We start from the raw sequence: 15,626 nt of genomic DNA, 5'->3' as shown, positions 1-15,626 counted from the left end.
GGCGGCTCAGGCGATCCGCGTGCCGGCGCCCAGGCGCTTGATCGGCACCGCGAGCCGCAGCGTCGCCAGGGCCAGCGCCGCCAGCGCGGCCGCGCCCCAGGTGGCGATGCCCATCGGCCACAGCGGGAACTCGCGGGGCCGGCCGAGATCGGCGGGGTAGTTCGTGTCCGTGGGGTCGCAGTGGTTGTGGTCCGACGGGTGCGGCGGGGTCGAGGCCTCGCGCATGCCGAGCTTGAGCAGCGACAGGACGTCGAAGCGCGGGTCCTCGTCGGGGCCCCAGGCGGACTCCGCATCCAGGTGCGGCGCGGTCTCGGCGAGCATCACCACGGGGTTGGGCCAGATCAGCGGCTGGGTGAGGTCGATCCGCGTGACCGTCTGCGACCCGGGCTCCGCTACGCAGGTCTGGGCGCCGGGCCCGGAGAAGTCCGTGTACACGGTGTAGTAGCTGGTGCCCTCCTGTTCGCTGGTCAGGACGGCGGCGGAGACGCCCCAGACGATCGGTCCCACCACGGTCACGCCGAACACCAGCACATAGGCCAGCACCACCGAGCCCAGCGGGCGCTGGGTGAGCGCGGACAGCCCCAGGCCGATCGCGGTCACGCAGAACGTCAGGAAGCAGATCATCGCCGCCACCCGCAGCACGTACAGCGGGCTGACCTGGCCCAGCAGCGCCAGCGGCAGGGCCGAGGGCAGCGCCAGGACCAGGAACGCGAGCCCCGTGAGGAAACCGGCCAGCAGCTTGCCGAGCACGATCTCGAGCGCGCTGAGCAGGCTGGCCTGCAGCGTCGCCAAGGTGCCCGCGCTGCGGTCGCCGTTGATCGATCCGGCCGACAGCGCGGGCGTGACCAGCAGCATCGCGAACAGCACCAGGATCATCTGCAGGCTGAACATGACCCGGGAGAGCGCGCGCACCCCCGCCCAGTCCCCCAGGTACAGCCCCGGCAGCACCGCCAGCAGGCCGATGCCCAGCAGCGCCAGGGTCCAGGCCCCGAGGGCGATGTACCAGCGCACCGAGCGGATGCGCTGACGCAGCTCGAGGGAGGTCATCAGCCACAGCCCGCGCGGACGCAGCGCGAAGGTGCCGGTGTTCATCACAGGGCTCCCTCGCGGCTCGCGGCCTCCGAGGCCAGGTAGGCGGCTTCGAGCCGGCCGGTGGCGGGGCCGAAGGCGACCACCATCGCGTCCTGCGCGCTGAGGTCCCGCAGCAGCCGGGCGGCGGTGGCCTCGTCGGGCAGGTCCAGCACGGCCTCGGCGTGACCGCTCGCGGTGTGCGCGGGATCGACGACGCCGTGGTGGTGCACCCCGAGCGCTCCGAGGGCCCGGGACAGCGCCGAGGCCTCGAGCGACTCCACCTTCCAGGGGCGGGGGCGGGCGGCCAGCTCACGCACGCTGCCGGAGTCGATCACCTGACCGGAGTCGAGGAACACGACGTGGTCGGCCATCTCCTCGAGCTCGCTGAGGATGTGGCTGGAGACCAGCACCGTCGCGCCGTGCTCGGCGACCTTCCGCACCACCGTGAGCAGGCGGCGCCGGGAGGCGGGGTCCAGGCCCGAGGCGGGCTCGTCGAGGATCAGCACCTGCGGGCCGTGCACGAGGGCGCGGGCCATGCCCAGGCGCTGCTTCTGCCCGCGCGAGAGCACATGGGCCCGCTGCTGCGCCAGCGGCACCAGGTCCATCAGCTCCAGCAGCTCCGTAACGCGGCTGCGGACCTGCGCGGTGGGCAGGAAGTACGCCCGGCCCATCACCTCGAGCACCTCGGCCACGCGCAGCGAGTCCCAGGCGCCGAACTGGTCGGGCATCCAGCCCACCATCGCCCGCACCGCCGGGGAGTCCTGCGCGGGATCCACCCCGTGGATCAGCACCCGGCCGCCGTCCGGGGCCAGCAGTGAGGCGAGCATGAGCATCAGCGTGGACTTGCCCGAGCCGTTGGGGCCGACCAGGGCGGTGACCTTCCCCCGCGGGGCGGTGAAGGTGAGGTCCCGCACCGCGTGGACGCTGCCGAAGGAACGGCTGAGGTGCTCGCACACGATGCCCGCGGCGTCGGCTGCCGGAGCGGCCGACGCGGTGGCCGGCGCCGACTGGGCGGTGCGCGGCGCGCCCGAGGTGTGGAGCCACTGCGGCGCGCCCGACGGCGGCTGCGACGGCTGCGCGCCGGGCTGCCACGCCTGCGCGTCGTAGGTGTAGCCGGCGGCTCCGGCCGTCTCCTGCGGGCTCGGGGCAGCGTCGCCGGCCATCCCCTCGGGAGTCCGAGCAGCGCCGTCGGCCGGCGAGGAATGCTGTGTCATGGGGACAGAATCGCACGTCGGAGCCGGGTCCGGCGCCGCCCGAGGCTCACTCGGTCATGGCGGCGTTGCCCTCCTCCTGCGCCTGCGGGATGCCCTCCTCGGCGGTGAGACGGCCGATGAAGACCTCCTGGAAGATCGGCATCGCCGCCATCAGGCCGGCGTTCGCGCGGGTGCCGGTGTCGGCCTCGGCCGGATTCTTCGCCGCCTCCACGAAGGCGCTGACGTCCACGCCCTTGTCCTGCCAGAACGCCAGGAACGCGTCCTGCGCGTCCACGTGGCCGGGGAAGGAGACGCCCTGCTCGGCCAGCGGCAGCTGACCCTCCTTGCTGCCCAGCCAGGTCAGCAGCTCGGCGATGCCCTCCTGCTGGTCGTCGTCGGCCTTCGCGTTGCCGACCGCGACCACGCCGTGCACCAGCGACTTCGCCCCGGCGGGCCCGGCCACCGGCGCGGCGAGCGCCCACTCGAAGGAGTCGGCCACGCCCTCGGAGACGGCCAGCAGGTTGTAGGGGCCGGACTGGAACAGGCCCAGCTTCCCCTGGGTGAACAGGTCGCGGGTGTAGTCGCCGTTCTCGTTGGTGTCGGCGGCGGAGGGGGCGACGTTCTCGACGTTGATGAGGTCGGCCATGTACCGGAACGCCTCGATGCCCTCGGGGGAGGCGAAGGTGTACTCGTCGTCCTCCTGCCACTGGGCGCCGTTCGAGGCCAGCATGGGCCCGATGATCGCCTGCCGGTCGGCCTGGGAGTTGAAGCCGAACTGGGCGCGGGAGTTCACGTCGAAGCCGGCCTCGCCCGGGTGCAGTCCGGCGCCGTCCACGGTCAGCGCGCGGGCGGCGTCGCGCAGCGCGTCGGTCTCGGCAGCGGGGTCGAAGGTCAGGGCCGACGGGTCCACGCCCGCCGCGTCCACCAGGGTCTTGTTGTAGAACAGCGCGATCGAGTCCCAGATCTGGGGGACGCCCCAGAGTCCGCCGTCGCGGGAGTACAGGTCCACGACGCTCTGCTCCCACTGGGAGGCCCCGTCGGGGACGACCTCGTTGATGTCCAGCAGGTCCCCGGAGTCCTTGTAGAGGATGTAGTTCGCGGAGTTCATCCAGTACACGTCGGCCGCATCTCCGCTGGCCACGTCCAGGGGCAGGCGGGTCCAGTAGTCGGCCCACGGGACCACATCGATGGTCACGCCCCAGCCGCTGGACTCGGTGAACGCCGCGAAGGACTCCTCATAGGCCGGCACCGCGTTCTGGTCCCACAGCCGGAACGTCAGGGTGCCCTTCGCGCCGCCGCCGGCGCTGGTGGCATCGTCGCCCCCGCCGCCGGACGGGGAGCATGCGGCCGCGGTGCCGAGCAGGCCGGCGGCGGCGAAGGAGGAGAGCAGGGTACGGCGGTTCAGCATGGGGGGCCTTCCAGGGCAGGGGACTGCGGAGAGGTTCGCCCCCGATTATCCCGTGACCGCTTGGCGGTGCGGGGAGGCCGTGGCGCTGTGTGTCGGGGTTGGCGCTGAGTGTCGGCGGGGCCGTGGGTCGGGGCGGCGTGTGCCCTCGTGCCGCGCAGCGGGTCCGGCCCGGGCCGGGCCGGGCCGGGAACCCGAGATTGCGCCCTGAGGACTTATGTGGGGCGGCGCATGGGTGCTCAGCGCGCAAAGTCGGGCCGACGGGGTGGGGCCAGCGGGGTCGGGCCGACGGGGTGGGGCCAGCGGGGTCGGGCCGACGATGAGGAGAGGGGCCCCGCCTCCGAGCAGTGCCCGCCTCAGCGCAGGGTGGCGTCGCCGACCGAGCGGGTGATCTGCTTCTGGAACAGGACCATCAGGATCACCAGCGGCAGCATCGCCAGCGTGGTCCCGGCCATCACCAGCGTCCAGTTGTTGTTGTACTGCGACTGCAGGGCGCTGGTGGCGACGGTGATCACGCGCCATTCGGGACCGGAGGTGATCACCATCGGCCACATGAAGCTGTTCCAGTGGGTGACCACCGTGATCAGCACCAGGGTGACGATGATGGGCCGGTTCAGCGGGACCACCAGGTGCCACAGCAGGCGCAGGGTGCCGGCGCCGTCGATCCGCATCGCGTCCATCAGCTCGCCGGGCACGCCGCGGAAGTTCTCCCGCAGCAGGAAGATCGCGTACGGGGAGCCCAGCACGAAGGGCAGCACCAGGGCCCAGAAGGTGTTGCGCAGACCCATCTCGCTCATCATCAGGTACAGCGGCACCACGACCACCACCTGCGGCACCATCAGCGTCGCGATGTACACCCAGAACAGCAGGTCACGGCCCGGGAAGCGGAGCTGGGCGAAGGCGTAGGCGGCCAGCACCGAGAACACCATCTGGGCCACCAGGATCACCGCCACCATCTGCACGGTGACCGCCACCGGGGTGACGAAGCCGTCCGGGGAGGTGAACAGCTCGACGAAGTTCTCGAGCACCGGCGGGGAGGGGATCGACAGGGCGCCCTGCTGGGCGAACTGCCGCGTGGAGGTGAAGGCCGTCATCACCGAGACCAGGAACGGGCCCAGGGTGAGGGCGGCGGCGAGGGCGAGCACGAGGTAGGTGGCGCCGTGGCTGAGCAGGCGGCGCGCCAGCGGTGCCCCGGTCGGGCGGCGGCGCGCAGGGGCGGGGCGCTGCCCGGGGGCGGGGCGGCCGGCGGAAGGACGCTGCCCGGCGGTCGCGGATGGGGTGGTGGTCATCGTCGTCGGCCTCCTCTCAGCTCAGGTCGTAGGTGATGCGGCGGGAGAACCAGCGCTGCTGGATCAGCGTGATCACCACCAGCAGCAGGAACAGGATGACCGCCACGGCGCTCGCGCGGCCCAGCCGGCTGGCCTCGAAGGCCTCGTGGTAGATCAGGGAGGCGATCACCTCGGTGCGGTGCTGGGGGCCGCCGCCGGTGAGGGCGAAGACCATGTCGAACACCTGGAAGCTCGCCACCACCTGGGTGATGGCGAGGAAGAAGGTGGTCGGGCGCAGCAGCGGGATGGTCATGAACCACATCGTCTGCGCGGCGCCGGCGCCGTCGATCCGGGCGGCCTCGTAGATCGAGGAGGGGATGCGGGTCAGTCCCGCCTGGAAGAACAGCGAGATGTAGCCGACGTTCTGCCAGATCGCGACGAAGGCGACGGCGGGCAGGGCGAGCGAGGGGTCGGTGAGCCATTCGACCCGCACCCCCAGCAGCTGGTTCAGCGCCCCCACCGAGGGCTGGAAGATCCACTTCCAGACCACGCCGAGCGCGAGCGGGGCGCAGACCCAGGGGATCACCACGATCACCCGCACGATCGCCGATCCCGGCAGGGCCCGCACCAGCTGGGTAGCGAGGATCAGGCCCAGCGCCAGCGAGACGGGCACCGAGATCAGGGTGAAGACCGCGGTGACCAGCAGCGAGTTGGCGAGCGCGCCGTCGCCGAGCAGGCTCGTGTAGTTGTCCAGGCCGATGAACTCCCGGGTGCCCAGCAGGTCCCAGCGGAACAGCGAGACCACGAAGGCCAGCAGCACCGGCAGCAGCAGGAAGGCGGTGACGCCGATCAGGCTGGGGGCGATCAGCAGCCAGCCCAGCAGCGGCCGACGAGCATTCATCCCGCCCCCTCCTCGCACCGAGTTCCTGCGTGTTCCTGCGTCGTTCCTGCGTCGATCTCCCCGCAGAAGGTACCGCAGGGGCGGGCCCCGACCGCTCGGACGCCCTCCGGCGAGGCGCCCGCCCCCTCCATTACGCTCGAGGCATGAGCCCCGCGTCACAGCCCACTTCCTCCTCGTCGGCCCCCGACCAGCCGGAGCCGCCGGGCCAGAACGTGCCCCCGAGCCCGGCGCCGTCGCACCACGCCGGCGCTGCGGACTCGGCGCCGGTGCCCGCCGCCAGCGTGCCCGCCGGGCCCGGCGCCGACCATGGGCTCGAGCGCGCCCTGCCGTCGATCACCCACGAGGATCCGACCGATCCCCATGCCTCGATCTACGACCACGGCTTCCTGCGCGTCGCGGCGGTGACGCTGCCGGTGGCCCTGGCCGATCCCGCCACCAATGCCGAGCGCCACCTCGAGGTGCTGCGCGACCTGCACGAGCAGCAGGTGGGGCTGGCGGTCTTCCCCGAGCTGTCGCTGTCCGGGTACTCCCTGGAGGACCTGGTGCTGCAGGAGCCGCTGCTGGATGCCGCCGAGCTCGCGGTGCTCACGCTCCTGGAGGCCAGCACGGAGCTGATGCCGATCTTCGTGGTCGGGGCGCCGCTGCGGGCCACGGACCGCACCCGCGTCTTCAACTGCGCGGTGACCATCCACCGCGGCCGGATCCTCAGCATCACCCCGAAGCAGTACCTGCCCACCTACGGGGAGTTCTACGAGCGCCGCTGGTTCGCGCCCGGGGACGACGCCGACGGCGAGGGAGTGCGCCTCGGTGGCGAGTCGCAGCAGCTCACCCCGCACAGCATCATCACCGTCGACGACGTGCCGGGGCTGAAGCTGTTCGTGGAGATCTGCGAGGACATGTGGGTGCCGATCCCGCCGTCGTCCGAGGCCGCGCTCGCCGGCGCCACGGTGGTCGCGAACCTCTCGAGCTCCCCGATCACCATCGGCCGGGCCGAGGAGCGCAAGCTGCTGGCCCGCTCCGCCGCGGCCCGCTCCCAGGTCGCCTACATCTACGCCGCCGCGGGCGAGGGCGAGTCGACCACCGACCTCGCCTGGGACGGCCAGACCTTCGTGTACGAGTGCGGCGACCTGCTGGGGGAGACCGAGCGCTTCCCGCAGGGCCCCCGCGCCACCCTCGCCGATGTCGACCTGAACCGGATCGTCGCCGAGCGCCGCCGCATGGGCACCGTCGACGACAACCGCCGCACCCATGCGACGTCGCTGCAGAAGTACACCACCTGGCAGGAGACGACGCTGTTCGGGCCCTGGGACGGGGATGCGGCCGACCGGCACGAGGACGAGCTCGCACCGATCCTGCTGGGCGGCCGCCGCCGCGCCGCCGAGGAGCAGCACGCCGCGCATGCGCAGGAGACCGGCAGCGAGCCGGCGCCGCTGCGGATGCCGCCGCCGACCGGTCCGCTGCGCCGCAAGCTCGACCGCTTCCCCTTCGTCCCCGACGACCCGGCCCGACTGGCCCAGGACTGCTACGAGGCCTTCTCGATCCAGGTCGCGGGCCTGGTGCGCCGGCTCAGCGCGATCGGCGGCGACAAGCCCGGCGGCACCCGGCCCGTGCTCGGGGTCTCCGGCGGCCTGGACTCCACCCACGCCCTGCTGGTGTGCGCGCGGGCGATGGACCTGCTGGGCCGCGACCGCTCCGAGATCCTCACCTACACGATGCCCGGCTTCGCGACCACCGAGCACACCCGCTCCAACGCCGAGCTGCTCTCGCGCGCGATCGGCGCGAGCTTCGAGACCATCGACATCCGGCCCGCCTCCACCCAGATGCTCAAGGACATGGGCCACCCCTTCGGGGCCGGGGAGGAGGTCTACGACGTCACCTTCGAGAACGTCCAGGCCGGCATGCGCTACGACTACCTGTTCCGCCTGGCCAACCACCACGGCGGCATCGTGGTCGGCACCGGGGACCTCTCCGAGCTGGCGCTGGGCTGGGCGACCTACGGGGTGGGCGACCACATGTCCCACTACGGCGTCAACGCCGGGGTCCCCAAGACCCTCATCCAGCACCTGATCCGCTGGGTGATCGCCGAGGGGATCTTCGGCCCGGAGGCCACCGAGGTGATGCAGGCGGTGCTCGACACCGAGATCACCCCCGAGCTGATCCCGGCCCGCGAGGGCGAGGAGGTGCAGACCACCGAGGGGTCGATCGGCCCCTACTCGCTGCACGACTTCTTCCTCTACCACCTGCTGCGCCGCGGGTACGGTCCGGCCAAGATCGCCTACCTCGCCCATCAGGCCTGGGGCGACGTCGAGGCGGGGGAGTGGCCGGCCGGATACCGCGACGACGACCAGCGGGCCTTCTCCCGGGCCGAGATCAAGCAGTGGCTGACGGTGTTCACCCGGCGCTTCTTCGCCAACCAGTTCAAGCGCTCCGCCCTGCCCAACGCCCCCAAGGTGCTCGCCGGCGGCTCGCTCTCGCCGCGCGGGGACTGGCGGATGCCCTCCGACGTCACCGCCCGCGCCTGGCTCGCCGAGATCGAGCGGGACGTGCCGGGGGACTGACCCCCCTGCCCCGTCCCGTCGCGCGCTGCACAGGCGGGGGAATCGGTGCCGGTATCCCCCGACTGTGCAGCGCTCACCGGCAGCCCCACCACCATCACTCGCCGACGAAGGATGAGCCATGACCACTCTGAACGCCTCCGCCCTGTCCGACATCGCCGCGAACGGCCAGGTCGCGGTGCCCCAGTACCCGCTGGACGAGCGGAAGATCGGGATCGTCCACTTCGGTGTCGGCGGTTTCCACCGCGCCCACCAGGCCATGTACCTGGACCGGCTGATGGGTGTGGGGCGCGACCGGGACTGGGCGCTCTGCGGCGTCGGCCTGCTGCCGGGCGATTCCCGCATGCGGGACGCGCTGACCGGTCAGGACGGCCTGTACACGCTGGTCACCAAGGCGCCCGACGGGAGCCGCGAGGCCCGGGTGATCGGGTCCATCGCCCGGTACCTGTTCGCGCCCGACGACCCCGAGGCGGTGCTCGCCCAGATGACCGACCCCGCGGTGCGCATCGTCTCGCTGACCGTCACCGAGGGCGGCTACAACTACAACCCCTCCACCGGTGACTTCCAGTTCGAGACTCCGGCGGTCGCGGCGGACCTGCGGGCGCGCTTCGATGCCGAGGGCGCCGCGGCCGTGGCCCGCGCGGGCACCGACAACGCCGGCTCGAACGTCGCCTTCACGGCCGGGCACCCGCGCACCATGTTCGGCTTCGTCGTCGAGGCCCTGCGCCGCCGCCGCGAGCAGGGCACCGCCCCGTTCACCGTCATGTCCTGCGACAACGTGCGCGGCAACGGCGATCTCGCCAAGCGCATGATCCTCGCCTACGCCCGCCGCCGCGACGAGAAGGGCCTGCACGGCGACGCCCCGATCGCCGACTGGATCGACGCCGAGGTGGCCTTCCCCAACTGCATGGTCGACCGCATCACCCCGGTCACCGCGCCCGAGGACATCGAGATGGTCCGCACCGACTACGGCATCGAGGACGCCTGGCCGGTGGTCAGCGAGGACTTCGTGCAGTGGGTCCTGGAGGACGAGTTCCCCGCCGGCCGCCCCGCCTACGAGGAGGTGGGCGTGCAGATGGTGGAGGACGTCGAGCCCTACGAGCTGATGAAGCTGCGCCTGCTGAACTGCTCCCACCAGGCGATCGCCTACTTCGGGCTGCTGCTCGGGCAGACCTACGCCGACGAGGCCGCGGTCGACGAGCACCTCGCGCCCTTCACCCGGACCCTGTACATGGACCGCGAGGGCACGCCGACGGTTCCCGAGGTGCCGGGGATGGACCTGGCCGCGTACAAGGACGAGCTGATGGCGCGCTTCGCCAACACCAGCGTCAAGGACACCCTGGCCCGCCTGGCCGCCGAGTCCTCCGACCGCATCCCCACCTGGCTGGTCCCGGTGATCCGGGAGAATCTCGAGGCCGGCCGCGACGTCAGTGCCTCCGCCGCGATCGTGGCGTCCTGGGCGCGGTACGCCGAGGGCGTCGGGGAGAACGGCGAGGAGTGGCCGGTGGTGGATCGCCTCCGCGACCGGGTGATGGCGGCCGCCGCGAAGCACGACGAGGACCTGCTCGCCTTCCTCCGCGACCAGGAGCTGTTCGGCGACCTGGTCGAGCACGAGGCCTTCACTGCGCCCTACCGCCACGCCCTCGAGGTGCTGCGGGCCGACGGCACCCGCGCGCTGCTGCGGGAGCTGGTCGACGCGGCCTGACCGGGGGCGGGCCCGGGCCTGGTGCGGGCCGCCCACCGCCGCCCGGCCCCGGCTCCCGCGCCGCCCGGCCGCAGCCGCCGGGGCCGCCCGGCCACAGCCGCCCGACTTTGCGCCCTGAGGACCTATGCAGGGCACACGATGAGTCCTCAGCGCGCAAACTCCGTGATCAGCGATGCCTGACCCGGCGGTAGACCAGTTCGGCGGCCCGCTCATGCGCTCCGCCGCTCGGAGCGAGGCGGTTCGGAGAGCAGCCGACCCAGCCGCGCCCCGGCGCTGCCTGCCCAGTTGGACTCGGGTGGTGCCGGGGCCCCTGCCCTGACGAAGCTTCGACGCAGCGCGGTCAGGAAGCGTCGGGGAGCCTCGATGTCCGATGCCGTGAGGTAGCGCAGATCCCATCCCACTGACGCCAGCGAGTCCCGTCGAGCCTGGTCCTCGCGCCACCGCCGCTTGTCACGGCGGTGGTCGTCGCCCTGGTACTCCACCCCGATCTGCCACTTCGGGTATGCGAGGTCGATGTACCTCGGTCCACCGGAGTCGGGATCGTCCACCTCATGGTTGAGCGCGGCCTCGGGAAACCCCGCCCGCTGCAGCAGCAGCCGCGTGCGGGTCTCACCGGGAGAGTCCGCGCGAGGCCGGGCGTCGGCCAGCGCTCGGAGAACTGCGCGCGCACCGGGCATACCCACGTATCGGCCGACGATGTTCTCGATCCCCTCTCGCGAGCCGCCCCGCAGCGGCGGCTTCCGGGAGAGCATCGCGTCGACCGCGATGACGATGTGGTCGTGATCGACCATGGTCGCGAGCTCCATGAGGACGACGTACGGGTGGGAGATCGTGAGGCCTCGCCAAGGGAAGCTCGGCGCGGGAGCTTTGCGGTGGATCCGGACGCTCGGCCCTGCCGTTCGCCGCTTGCCGGTCGGGACGCGAGCGTGGAGCAGGGGCGGGCGGCGCAACGGCTGCTGCGCCGTCGGGGGTCCGCCGAGCTCAGGCAGCGGCCGGAGGGAGGCGGCAGACATCGCGAGGAGGTCTTCCTCCACGCCCGCGGCAGAGTTCTTCGACCGCGCTCCAGTCCGCTCCGACGACGAATGCGTGGACGGGATGACGATGGATCCTCCGTCTCGGTAGGCGGCCCCGCCCAGAGAGCCCGCCTTCCGATCGATCCACCAGGGCACCGGGATGTGGAGCAGCAGCGCGGCCGTGGAATGACTGATGACCGCGCCGGGTACGACCGCCTGCTGGAGCACGCGACACATCTCGTTCACGGACGCCGGAGCGGCGGCCGGTGTCAGGAACCCGGGGAAGACCGTCACCAGCTCCGGGCCGGCGAGTCGACGGGTCGACACTCCGAGAGCGCGCCAGTGCGCACGGGACAGGAGAGCTCCAGGAGGCAGTGCAGTGGCTCGCATGACGGCCGACCGTAGGGCGATACGGCGAGTTCGGGTGCGCCCCGCGCGCGATTGTGGACGACCATGCGGCGTGGAGAGCCCATGGAGAGCAACTTTGCGCCCTGAGGACCCGTATGAGCCCCCGGATGGGTCCTCAGCACGCAAAGTCGGGAGTCCGGGCGTCCGCCGACGCGGGAGCACCGACATCTGGCGCGCCGCCCAATGTTGCGTAGGCCACGTCCATTTCTCGATGCGACCTGCGTATTCGTCTCGGATGACGAGGCCACGGGCGCTCCCGCGAGCACACTCGTACACTGGCGCGCAGGTCTGCGTGCCGTCCGGCGCCTGCCGCCCGCGCGGCAAGCCCCCGGCCCGCCCAAGGCCCGTGACCCGTGACCTGGGACTCGTGGCCCGTGACCCGGGACTCGGAATCCGCAACCTGGGATCCGGGACAGGCAGCCCGGGACTCGGAACCCGCGTCCCCGGGGACTCGAGCCCCGACCCGTGACCCGCAGCCCGCCCCCGTGCCCGCAATCGTGAAGGAAACCGCCCCATGAGCCTGGTCGTCCAGAAGTTCGGAGGATCCTCCGTGGCTGACGCCGACTCCATCAAGCGCGTCGCCCAGCGCATCGCCCTGTACTCGAAGGCCGGCCACAAGGTGGTCGTCGTCGTCTCGGCGATGGGGGACACCACCGACGAGCTGATCGACCTCGCCCAGCAGGTCTCACCGAACCCGCCGCCGCGTGAGCTGGACATGCTGGTCTCGGCCGGGGAGCGGATCTCGATGGCGGTGCTGTCGATGGCGCTGAACAACGTCGGCGTCGATGCCCGTGCGTACACCGGCTCGCAGGCCGGCCTGATCACCGATGAGGTGCACGGCAAGGCGCACATCCTGAAGGTCACCCCCGGCCGGATCGAGGAGGCGCTCGAGGGGGGCTCGGTGGCGATCGTCGCCGGTTTCCAGGGCGTCTCGCAGTCCAGCAAGGACATCACCACCCTGGGTCGCGGCGGCTCGGACACCACTGCGGTCGCGCTCGCCGCCGCGCTGAACGCCGACGTCTGCGAGATCTACTCCGACGTGGACGGGGTGTTCACCGCCGATCCGCGGATCGTGCCGGCCGCCCGTCGGGTGCCGCTGATGTCCTGCGAGGAGATGCTGGACCTGGCCGCCAACGGCGCGAAGATCCTGATGGTGCGCAGCGTCGAGTACGCCCGCCGCTACGGGGTGCCGCTGCACGTGCGCTCCTCCTACTCGGGCCGGCTGGGCACGATCGTGTCGGACGATCCCGAGCGCATGATCCCCATCGACCCCGACGTCACCCTCCGCACCGCGGATGTCGTCCGACGCGACGCCGCCGACCCGACCAAGGAGCTCCCCATGGACGACTTCACCGCCCCCGGCCTCGAGGCGCCGATCATCTCGGGCGTGGCGCACGACCGCAGCGAAGGCAAGATCACCGTCGTCGAGGTCCCCGACACCCCGGGCAAGGCCGCGATGCTGTTCGACGTGGTGGCCTCCTCGGGCGCGAACATCGACATGATCGTGCAGAACTCCTCGACGGTGGACGACACCGTGGCGATCTCCCTGACGCTCCCGGAGTCCGACGCGCCGGCCGCGCTGGCTGCGATCGAGGCCGCGCAGGAGACCATCGGCTACGCCGAGGTGCGCTACAACGACCAGATCGGCAAGGTCAGCATCGTCGGCGCCGGGATGCGCTCGCACCCGGGCGTCTCGGCGCTGCTGTTCCGCAGCCTCGGCGAGGCCGGCATCAACATCGACATGATCTCGACCTCGGAGATCCGCATCTCCGTGGTCACCGAGGAGTCGCGTCTCGACGACGCGGTGCGCGTGATCCACACGGCGTTCGGCCTCGACGCCGAGCAGACCGAGGCCGTGGTCTACGGAGGGACGGGACGATGAACGAGAAGGGCACCCCGGCGCAGCGCGTCGACCTCAGCGGCACCCCCGGATACCGGGCCGACGGGCCGGTGATCGGCCTGGTCGGCGCGACCGGCCAGGTGGGACGGGTGATGCTGGCCATGCTGGCCGAGCGCTCCGTCCCCCACAGCGATGTGCGCGTCTTCGCGTCGGCCCGCAGCGCCGGCACCACCGTGCAGTACGCCGGCCTGGAGCTGACCGTGGAGGACGCCGCCACCGCGGACATCAGCTCAGAGGGGCGCACGATCGACATCGCGATCTTCTCCGCCGGCGGCACCACCTCCAAGGCGCTGGCCCCGCGGTTCGCCGCAGCCGGCGCGACCGTGGTGGACAACTCCTCGGCCTGGCGCCGCGACGACCAGGTGCCGCTGGTGGTCTCCGAGGTGAACCCCGAGGCGATCGGCGATCTGCCGCGCGGGATCATCGCGAACCCCAACTGCACCACGATGGCCGCGATGCCGGCGCTGAAGACGCTGCACGACGAGGCGGGGCTGGCGCGGCTGAAGGTCGCCACGTACCAGGCGGTCTCCGGCTCCGGCGTCGCCGGGGTCGCCGAGCTCGCCGGCCAGATCCGCCAGGGCGTCGACGAGGTGGAGAGCCTCGCCCTCGACGGCTCCTCGGTGGACCTCGGCGAGCCGGGCGTCTACGCCAAGCCGATCGCGTACAACGTGGTCGCGCTCGCCGGGAACCTGGTGGACGACGGGTCCGGCGAGACCGACGAGGAGCAGAAGCTGCGCCACGAGAGCCGCAAGATCCTGGGTCTGCCGGATCTGCCGGTCGCGGGCACCTGCGTGCGGGTCCCGGTGATGAGCGGGCACGCGCTGGCCATCCACGCCGAGTTCGACCGGCCGATCTCCGCCGAGCGCGCCCGTGAGCTGCTCGAGGCCGCCCCCGGCGTGACCGTCGTGGAGCTGCCGAACCCGCTCGAGGCGGCCGGCCGGGACGGCACCTTCGTGGGACGGATCCGACAGGATCAGTCGGTTCCTGACGGAAAGGGCCTCGTGCTCTTCGCGGTGGCGGATAATCTGCGCAAGGGCGCCGCCCTGAACGCGATCCAGATCGCGGAGCTGATCGCCACGCGATGACGCCAATGAAGGAGCACAGCAGATGACGCTCGCCCCGATGAGTGGCCCTCCCGGTGCCGGGACGGGGCCCACGCCGCTGTCTGCCGTATTCTCCGACCGCGCCGGGGAGGAGTCGTTCGAGAACAGCCTGGTGGATCTCGGCGCGGATCCGCTGGCACGCGCCCTGCGCATGCTGGACTCGATCACCGCCATGGAGCCGGCGGGCACCGGTGAACTGCGCGCGGTGGCCGACGCGCCGGCGTCCGTCGGCGCCGACACCGCCGTGGCGGGGGAGTCCGGTCCCGGTGGCGCCGCCGGCACGGCTCCGCCGGAAGCGCCGTCGCACGATGCCCCGACGACTTCGACGACCGACAGCGGGACGACGACGGCCCCGGGCCGCTCCCGCCGCGAGGAGATCCTCGACGGCGCGTCGGCGCTGTTCGCGGAGCGCGGCTACCACGGGGCGAGCCTGCGGGACATCTCGCGCCGGGTGGGCATCTCCCATCCGGGGATGCTGCACCACTTCCCCTCGAAGGACGCCCTGCTGGGCGCGGTGATCGACCGCCTCGAGGCCCATGCTCAGGGCCTGCTGGACTCGGTCTCGGCGCTGCAGAACTCGCCGCAGTCGCTGGTGGCGGCGCTGGCGGGGCCCTGGGACCCGCGGCAGCACCCGATGGCGCTGCTGGCGACGCTGTCGGCGGAGATCGTGAACCCGGACCATCCGGGCCGGTACCGGATCGCGCGCCTGCGGCTGGTGCATGAGAACGTGCTGGAGCGGGCCCTGGCCGGGCTGGCCGCGAACGACAGGCTGGTCGCCGGTGCCGATCCTGCGTTCCTCGCCCGCACCCTGTTCTCGCTGCTGCTGAGCCTGACGGTGCGTGAGCACACCGTGCGCGAGCTGCAGTCCAGCGGGAGCGCAGATCCGTTGGCGGACGTCCAGGAGTTCGTGCGCCGCTGCGTGAACGGCTGAGCACCGGCGACATCAGTCGGTAAACTCCCGGGTGTCCATCAGATCCGGGAGGAGAGCGATGAGATCCGGCTCGAGGCCCGAGGAGCGGCCGTCCGCCCGCAACGCGACCGGGCGGGACGCTGCCACGCCCCAGGAGGATGCCGCAGACGGCTCCGCACGGCCGGACGCCGGCG

General features: G+C 72.0%; 11 protein-coding genes. 5 read left to right on the top strand and 6 right to left on the bottom strand.

Annotated features, from left to right (window positions below):
• Positions 1-6 precede the first annotated feature (6 nt).
• The 5 genes from ACOJUI_RS15260 to ACOJUI_RS15240 form a co-directional block, all read right to left on the bottom strand.
• Positions 7-1,092: an ABC transporter permease gene (locus ACOJUI_RS15260; protein ID WP_422115782.1), complete on the bottom strand. Its 1,086-nt coding sequence runs from the start codon at positions 1,090-1,092 to the stop codon at positions 7-9.
• Positions 1,092-2,285: an ABC transporter ATP-binding protein gene (locus ACOJUI_RS15255; RefSeq protein WP_422115781.1), complete on the bottom strand. Its 1,194-nt coding sequence runs from the start codon at positions 2,283-2,285 to the stop codon at positions 1,092-1,094. The genes ACOJUI_RS15260 and ACOJUI_RS15255 overlap by 1 nt, the downstream gene beginning before the upstream one ends.
• A gap of 46 nt (positions 2,286-2,331) precedes the next feature.
• Positions 2,332-3,672, bottom strand: coding sequence for an extracellular solute-binding protein (locus tag ACOJUI_RS15250; RefSeq protein WP_422115780.1), 1,341 nt, complete (start codon positions 3,670-3,672; stop codon positions 2,332-2,334).
• A gap of 353 nt (positions 3,673-4,025) precedes the next feature.
• Complete coding sequence (locus tag ACOJUI_RS15245) at positions 4,026-4,958, bottom strand: carbohydrate ABC transporter permease (protein WP_422115779.1); 933 nt, start codon at positions 4,956-4,958, stop codon at positions 4,026-4,028.
• Between the two features lie 16 nt (positions 4,959-4,974).
• Complete coding sequence (locus ACOJUI_RS15240; RefSeq protein WP_422115778.1) at positions 4,975-5,838, bottom strand: carbohydrate ABC transporter permease; 864 nt, start codon at positions 5,836-5,838, stop codon at positions 4,975-4,977.
• A gap of 143 nt (positions 5,839-5,981) precedes the next feature.
• Between ACOJUI_RS15240 and ACOJUI_RS15235 the strand changes: the two genes are divergently transcribed.
• Positions 5,982-8,396: an NAD(+) synthase gene (locus ACOJUI_RS15235; protein ID WP_422115777.1), complete on the top strand. Its 2,415-nt coding sequence runs from the start codon at positions 5,982-5,984 to the stop codon at positions 8,394-8,396.
• A gap of 118 nt (positions 8,397-8,514) precedes the next feature.
• Positions 8,515-10,098 carry a mannitol dehydrogenase family protein gene (locus ACOJUI_RS15230; protein ID WP_422115776.1) on the top strand — a complete coding sequence of 528 codons (1,584 nt, stop codon included), beginning with the start codon at positions 8,515-8,517 and terminating at the stop codon, positions 10,096-10,098.
• A gap of 209 nt (positions 10,099-10,307) precedes the next feature.
• On the opposite strand, the gene ACOJUI_RS15225 is transcribed toward ACOJUI_RS15230, so the two are convergent.
• The gene (locus ACOJUI_RS15225) at positions 10,308-10,904 is read right to left on the bottom strand and encodes a hypothetical protein (protein ID WP_422115775.1); all 597 of its coding nucleotides are present in this window, start codon (positions 10,902-10,904) and stop codon (positions 10,308-10,310) included.
• A gap of 1,129 nt (positions 10,905-12,033) precedes the next feature.
• On the opposite strand from ACOJUI_RS15225, the gene ACOJUI_RS15220 reads away from it, so the two are divergent.
• Genes ACOJUI_RS15220 through ACOJUI_RS15210 form a run of 3 tightly spaced genes read left to right on the top strand, consistent with a single transcriptional unit; the run spans position 12,034 to position 15,453 of the window.
• Positions 12,034-13,401 carry an aspartate kinase gene (locus tag ACOJUI_RS15220; RefSeq protein ID WP_422115774.1) on the top strand — a complete coding sequence of 456 codons (1,368 nt, stop codon included), beginning with the start codon at positions 12,034-12,036 and terminating at the stop codon, positions 13,399-13,401.
• A complete protein-coding gene (locus ACOJUI_RS15215; RefSeq protein WP_422115773.1) occupies positions 13,398-14,504 on the top strand; it encodes an aspartate-semialdehyde dehydrogenase in 1,107 nt (368 codons plus the stop codon). Before ACOJUI_RS15220 ends, ACOJUI_RS15215 begins: the two co-directional genes overlap by 4 nt.
• A 37-nt stretch (positions 14,505-14,541) precedes the next feature.
• Positions 14,542-15,453: a TetR/AcrR family transcriptional regulator gene (locus tag ACOJUI_RS15210; protein ID WP_422115772.1), complete on the top strand. Its 912-nt coding sequence runs from the start codon at positions 14,542-14,544 to the stop codon at positions 15,451-15,453.
• Positions 15,454-15,626 lie beyond the last annotated feature (173 nt).

Source organism: Brachybacterium sp. UNK5269 (genome assembly GCF_049266655.1).
Classification (GTDB): Bacteria; Actinomycetota; Actinomycetes; order Actinomycetales; family Dermabacteraceae; genus Brachybacterium.
Note: the sequence above shows the minus strand (reverse complement) of the source record. Positions and strands in the feature narration are given on the sequence as shown.